5 protein-coding genes and 1 pseudogene are annotated in these 6,157 nt (G+C 50.5%); 2 read left to right on the top strand and 4 right to left on the bottom strand.

Annotated elements, in window-relative coordinates; genetic code table 11:
• Positions 1 to 210 precede the first annotated feature (210 nt).
• Positions 211 to 684, top strand: a complete 474-nt coding sequence (locus ACN0R1_RS18800; RefSeq protein ID WP_417585657.1) for a hypothetical protein — start codon at positions 211 to 213, stop codon at positions 682 to 684.
• 170 nt (positions 685 to 854) lie between these two features.
• On the opposite strand, the pseudogene ACN0R1_RS18795 reads toward ACN0R1_RS18800, so the two are convergent.
• Positions 855 to 1,745, bottom strand: a pseudogene (locus tag ACN0R1_RS18795) (IS5 family transposase).
• A gap of 408 nt (positions 1,746 to 2,153) precedes the next feature.
• On the opposite strand from ACN0R1_RS18795, the gene ACN0R1_RS18790 reads away from it, so the two are divergent.
• Positions 2,154 to 2,300, top strand: coding sequence for a hypothetical protein (locus ACN0R1_RS18790; RefSeq protein ID WP_417585655.1), 147 nt, complete (start codon positions 2,154 to 2,156; stop codon positions 2,298 to 2,300).
• Between the two features lie 11 nt (positions 2,301 to 2,311).
• On the opposite strand, the gene codA is transcribed toward ACN0R1_RS18790, so the two are convergent.
• The 3 genes from codA to preA are packed head-to-tail and all read right to left on the bottom strand — an operon-like array spanning position 2,312 to position 6,156.
• Positions 2,312 to 3,559 (bottom strand): cytosine deaminase, encoded by a 1,248-nt coding sequence (gene codA, locus ACN0R1_RS18785; protein WP_417585653.1) that lies wholly within the window; start codon positions 3,557 to 3,559, stop codon positions 2,312 to 2,314.
• A gap of 28 nt (positions 3,560 to 3,587) precedes the next feature.
• Positions 3,588 to 4,841: a cytosine permease gene (codB, locus tag ACN0R1_RS18780; RefSeq protein WP_417585651.1), complete on the bottom strand. Its 1,254-nt coding sequence runs from the start codon at positions 4,839 to 4,841 to the stop codon at positions 3,588 to 3,590.
• A gap of 40 nt (positions 4,842 to 4,881) precedes the next feature.
• Complete coding sequence (gene preA, locus ACN0R1_RS18775) at positions 4,882 to 6,156, bottom strand: NAD-dependent dihydropyrimidine dehydrogenase subunit PreA (RefSeq protein ID WP_417585649.1); 1,275 nt, start codon at positions 6,154 to 6,156, stop codon at positions 4,882 to 4,884.
• Position 6,157 lies beyond the last annotated feature (1 nt).

The raw sequence follows: 6,157 nt of genomic DNA, 5'->3' as shown, positions 1-6,157 counted from the left end.
ATTCAACCAGACGTAATTTTTAAAGAGCAATTGCGACAGAATATAAGCGGGTGTTGCAGTTAATAGTTGAATTCAGGAGATAAAAAAAGTTTGGCACTATTCTAATTCCAGAAATAGGGTAGTGTCACAGTCCATTGAAGAGTTTTCTTATCATTACAGAGCACCCGATAATGCTTTATTTTGGGGCTCCTTTCCCGAAGGAATTAGGTTGTGAATATCAATCCTTGTATTTTGGGCGTCTTTTTTAGCATTTTACTTGTTCTAACAGGCTGCAATACGTTGCATCAACCACAGTTGTCTAGCTTGCCCGTCCGGCTTCCGCAAACGGAGAGCCACGTAACGCTTAAAGACAAAGATGTTCTCTATGCCCTTATGTTAAGTGCAGGACTTTCAATGGATATAGATCCTCATTGCAAAGGAGCGGGAAGAGAGATATCCGATAGAACACTAGGTGAGTACCTCAGTGGTTTTTTGGCTGATTTGTCTGATTTTGAAGCAAAAAATAAAATTGAAGTGCATTCTTTCAACGATTTTGACGCTAACTATGGAGCAGTCTGGCGAGTTCGTCTGTTAATCACTCAAAATTACGAAGAGGTGTTTTGGAGTGCTGGCCTAGATTTTCTTATTAATAAGGAAAGCCGCGCTGTTATTCCAGAAAGCGTTAGATGCATTGGAGCAGGCTAGGGAACCAGCGATTAAGCCGCTCCCTTTACTCTGCTGACGGCACTCATTCTCAATCGAGTGCTTTTTAAGCAGATTTTTGCCGCTATTGGACGATATAAAGCCATTTATGGCTAAATTTCATCGTTTTATGGCTCAAATTCCATATTTCAGCCGGATTTAGGCTGCCAGCGCTACATTTGGTCTACTCTAACGATGTTAGCCAATGCGAATAGCATCGCCAGTTGATTATCGTTTTTCTGTAAACCTTTGTACCTGGCTTTCACAAATCCAAACTGACATTTGATGATGAGGAACGGATGCTCCACTTTGGCACGGATACTGGCTTTTAGGTATTCAATTTTGATAGCGACTTTGTTTTTGCGCGGGTGCTGTTTCAATGCTCTGACTTTGCCAGGTCGCTGGGCTATCAGCCACTCCACGTCAGTTTCTTTAAGTTCTTCCCGTTTTTCAGCACCTTGCTAACCTGCATCACCCGACACAAATTCCTCTTCACCATGCAGCAGGTTATTGAGTTGATTCAGGTCGTGTTCGTTCGCAGGGGTTGTTACCAACGAGTGGGTTAAACCACTCTTGGCGTCTACGCCTATATGAGCCTTCATGCCGAAGTGCCAGTCGTTGCCCTTCTTGGTCTGGTGCATGTCTGGCGGTCCGCCGTTGCGGTCGCGCTGATTGCTTTTATTCTTGGTGGAGCTCGGCGCTTCGATGATCGTGGCATCAACCAGTGTGCCTTGCCGCATCATGACACCGCAGTCAGATAACCAGCGATTCACGGCTTTGAGTATCTTGCGGGCCAGTTTGTGTTTTTCCAGTAAATGCCGAAAGTGCATGATGGTGGTCCGATCAGGAATAGCCCCATCCAGTGATAAATGAGCAAACAACCGCATGGAAGCAATCTCATAGAGTGCATCTTCCATGGCCTCATCACTGAGACTGTACCACTGCTGCATGCAATGAATACGCAGCATGCTTTCAAGTGGATAGGGACGGCGCCCATTGCCTACTTTGGGATAGTAAGGCTCTATGACATCTAACAGCTGTGGCCAAGGCAATAAAGCATCCATCCGAGATAGGAAAATCTCTTTACGCGTCTGGCGGCGTTTACGGGAAAATTCACTATCGGCAAAGGTGAGTTGATGGCTATTGGCTCAGATTATCTCACATCGGGAACTTGATCTCAGGTTCCTTAGCCCAGAACACCAGCACAATTCCAGTTTTTTAGCATCTCAACGACTTCCCAGTGACACACAGCCAAGTAACATGGGTTGTGTTTTGCTCAATTTGAGCAGAAACGACTAGTCGATGGATAATTGCCCAACCGCTTCCCCACTAACCTACCGCGAAAGTAGGTAGTGTATAGATTTAGAGTTTACAAATAGACGAGCCTGGGCAGCGTCGAACAGGCTGGGAGACAAAGACGGTGCCCGATCTGGTAGCCGGCTGTAAGGGTTGCTATTGCCAACGACATTTCGATGTTCGAGCAGTTAAATATCACCTTCGGGGTGGATAATATCGCACCTTTCATCGACATTTTAACCACCCCACATCGATACATTACTCAAGAAAAAGGTGGTTTTGGTTTTATCGAAATGGCAGAGTGCCTACTGCAACCGACATAATGTGTTGACCCTTAACTAAATAGAGCAGGTGTCACTAATCTAGAAGGTTGGCGCTGCATAATAACGGCGCCACGACGTACCGATAGCAGCACTTCGCTTTGCTGGCGGAGTACGGCATAGTCGTCTTCACCCTGTAACAGGATAAAGCTGGCGGGTTTGCCTTCGGCGATGCCGTAGTTTTCGCCCAGGTTGAGGGTACGGGCGCTGTTATCGGTGATGAAATCCAGTGCGGTGCGGAAGTCTTCGTAGCCCATCATCTGACAGATGTGCAGTCCAAAATCCAGGGTGCGCAGCAGGCTACCATTACCCAGGGAGTACCAGGGATCAAAGATAGAGTCTTCACCGAAGCAGACATTCATGCCAGCCGCATTCAGCTCTTTCACCCGCGTCACGCCACGACGCTTGGGATAGGTATCAAAACGGCCCTGCAGATGAATGCTTTCGGTCGGGCAGGAAACGAAATTGATATTCGAGCGTTTCAGCAAGCGAAACAAGCGTGAGCAGTAAGCATTATCGTAGGAATGCATCGCTGTGGTATGGCTGGCGGTAACCCGATCACCGATATCGTTAAACAGGGCTTCGGCTGCCAGTACTTCCAGAAAACGCGAAGCCGGGTCGTCGATCTCATCACAGTGCACATCGATCAGCTTGTCATACTTCAAGGCCAACTGTACCAGTGTCTTGACCGAGGCTTCGCCCAGTTCGCGGGTATACTCAAAGTGCGGAATGCCACCCACTACATCAGCCCCCGCCTCCACCGCGCTTTCTAACAGTTTTTCACCATCTGGAAAAGAATGGATACCTTCCTGTGGGAAGGCCACTACCTGGATATCAATACGGTCACGCAGTTCATCCCGCAAGGCGCACAGGGTATGCAATCCCAGCAGGCTGGGATCAGTGGTATCCACATGGGTGCGCACATGCTGCACGCCACGCCCGACCAACAACTCCAGGGTCTTCAACACACGCTGACGGATATCCGTCTCGCTCAGCATGGGTTTACGTTGCCCCCAACGCTCAATGCCCTCGAACAGCGTACCACTATGGTTCCAGTCCGGCTCCCCTGCCGTTAAGGCCGCATCCAGGTGGATATGCGGTTCAACAAAGGGTGCACACAGCAGGTTACCGCCAGCATCCAGTTGCTCATCGCTAACCGGCAGCAAGCCTGGCTGTACCTCAATCCGACTGAAACGCCCTTCTCGAATTACCAGGCGATGGTACTCGGTCGAATGACGTAAACGGGCGTTGATAATTTCCATAAATCCTTTCCAAATCGGTGAAAAATGTTTATTTAGCTGAACTGTAATTAGCTACGGGCATCGGCAGTTTTAGCAGTACACCATAGCAGAGCGCCGCAACCAGTACACCCACGACAGGGGGTAGCACTGGAGAGAAATACGCGGCGGCAGAGCCGACGGCATAGGCGGCCAGACCATGCCAGTTGAAGTCCGGCAAGGAAACACTGCTCAGCAATGGGTACTGTCCTTTATGTCGCAACCAGAAGTCGGCCATGATCACGCCACCAATCGGTGGAATAAAAGTACCCAGCAGAATCAGGAAAGGAATCAGCAGGTTGTACATTCCACCCACAGCCAATACCGTACCGATAGCCGCGCCACCTACCGTAACCAATTGACGACGGTCAGTACGCAGCAGGTTACAGCCCGCCACGGCAAAGTTATAGATGGTGTTGTCCTGCGTGGTCCAGATATTCAGGAACAGCATCAGTACCGCCAGCACTACGAAACCCTGTGCCAGCATCACATCGACAATATCCGCCTGCTGATAGATCAGTGCCCCCAGAGCACCCGTAAACACCATCAAACCATTACCGACAAAGAAAGCGGCCAGCGTGGCCAGTACCGCGATTTTCGGGCTGGCGGCAAAACGGCTCCAGTTAGTCGCCTGCGTACCACCGCTGACAAATGTACCAATGATCACCGTAATCGCTGCCGCAAAACTCATGCTGCCGTTGCCTGAGTCACTTGCCAGACTGCCCCAGCCACCGACATCCACCCAGCCCTTGTAAAGACTGATAAGAATAAACAGCATCATCGCTGGTACGGCAAAGCGTGACAACATGTCCAGTCCTTTATAGCCAATCATGGCCGTGGCACAGAAAGCAAAGCCAAACAGTATCATCAAGGGTATTTCCAGGCTTTCCGATAAACCGGTGGTTTTGATCAGCACGATGGACAGGGTTGCCGTCCCCCAGGCATACCAGCCGATCTGGGTAAAACCCAGCACGAAATCCGACAGTTTGCTGCCCTTTTCACCAAAGCAGAAACGTCCCATTAACACAGAGTTGAGGCCGCTTTTGCAGGCAATATAGCCCAGCGCTGCGGCATAACTGCCGAGTAACAGGTTACCGATCAGGATCACCAGCAAGAGTTCAGTAAAACTGAACGCAGCACCTAATGACCCGCCCGCCCACATGGTGGCGGTGAAAAAGGTAAAACCAAGTAATACCAGGGAGGTAGACACCAACCCCTTACGTGCCCCAGCGGGGACTTCACTGAGTGGATAATCGGTTTCTTTCATCACAAGTTCCTCTGTTTAATTCAGATTTAACCATCGGGTTTTAACGCGCCTCGCCGTAGGGGTTGCGCGGGTCATTCAGCCAGTTCATATAGGGTTTATCAGCCTCTTTACGCACCATGGTGATGCAATTATTCACCGGACAGGTGATCTGGCACAGGTTACAGCCGACACATTCCGACTCAATAATGTCGAACTGATTAGTACCATCCGCTTTTGGGGTCAGACTGATCGCCTGATGCGAGGTATCTTCACAACTGATATAACAGCGGCCACAACCGATGCAGCTTTGCTGATCAATGCTGGCGACAATCTTGTAGTTCATATTCAGATATTTCCAGTCGGTGGTGTTCTGCACTGCCAGCCCACGAAAATCCTCCAGACTCTGGTAGCCTTTGCTGTCCATCCAGCGGCTCAAACCATCCTGCATTTCAGTGACAATACGAAAGCCATGCACCATCGCTGCGGTACAAACCTGCACCGAACCAGCGCCCAATGCTATGAATTCAGCAGCATCCCGCCAGGTGCTGATACCACCAATACCGGAAATCGGCAGTCCCTGAGTCTGCGGATCACGGGCAATTTCCGATACCATATTCAGTGCAATGGGTTTGACCGCCGGGCCACAATAGCCACCATGAGTGCTCTTACCATCTACAATCGGACGGGCGACCATCTGATCCAGATCGATACCGGTAATGGAGTTGATGGTGTTAATCAGTGACACCGCATCGGCACCACCGGCATGCGCCGCACGAGCGGAAAAGCGAATATCGGTGATATTCGGTGTGAGTTTGACGATCACCGGTAAACGGCTATAAGTCTTGCACCAGCGCGTCACCATCTCGACAAACTCAGGCACCTGACCGACGGCTGCACCCATGCCGCGCTCCGGCATACCGTGGGGACAGCCAAAGTTCAGTTCCAGACCATCGGCCCCGGTCTGCTCGACCAGCTTGACGATGGTTTTCCAGGATTCCTCTTCACAGGGCACCATCAGCGAGACGACTAAGGCTCGGTCCGGCCAGTGCTTTTTGACCGCTTCGATCTCGCGCAGGTTGATCTCCAGACTGCGATCAGTGATCAGCTCAATATTGTTGAACCCTGTCACCTGCCCGGTAGCGTCATAAATAGCCGAGTAGCGTGAGGAGACGTTGACAGCGGCGGGATCTTCACCCAGGGTTTTCCAGACCACCCCGCCCCAACCCGCTTCAAACGCGCGCTCAACATTGTAAGCTTTGTCTGTGGGCGGCGCTGAAGCCAGCCAGAAGGGGTTGGGTGATTCGATACCGGCAAAGCGTGTGAATAAATTAGCCATG

Source organism: Nitrincola sp. (assembly GCF_048264025.1).
GTDB lineage: Bacteria > Pseudomonadota > Gammaproteobacteria > Pseudomonadales > Balneatricaceae > Nitrincola.
Note: the sequence above shows the minus strand (reverse complement) of the source record. Positions and strands in the feature narration are given on the sequence as shown.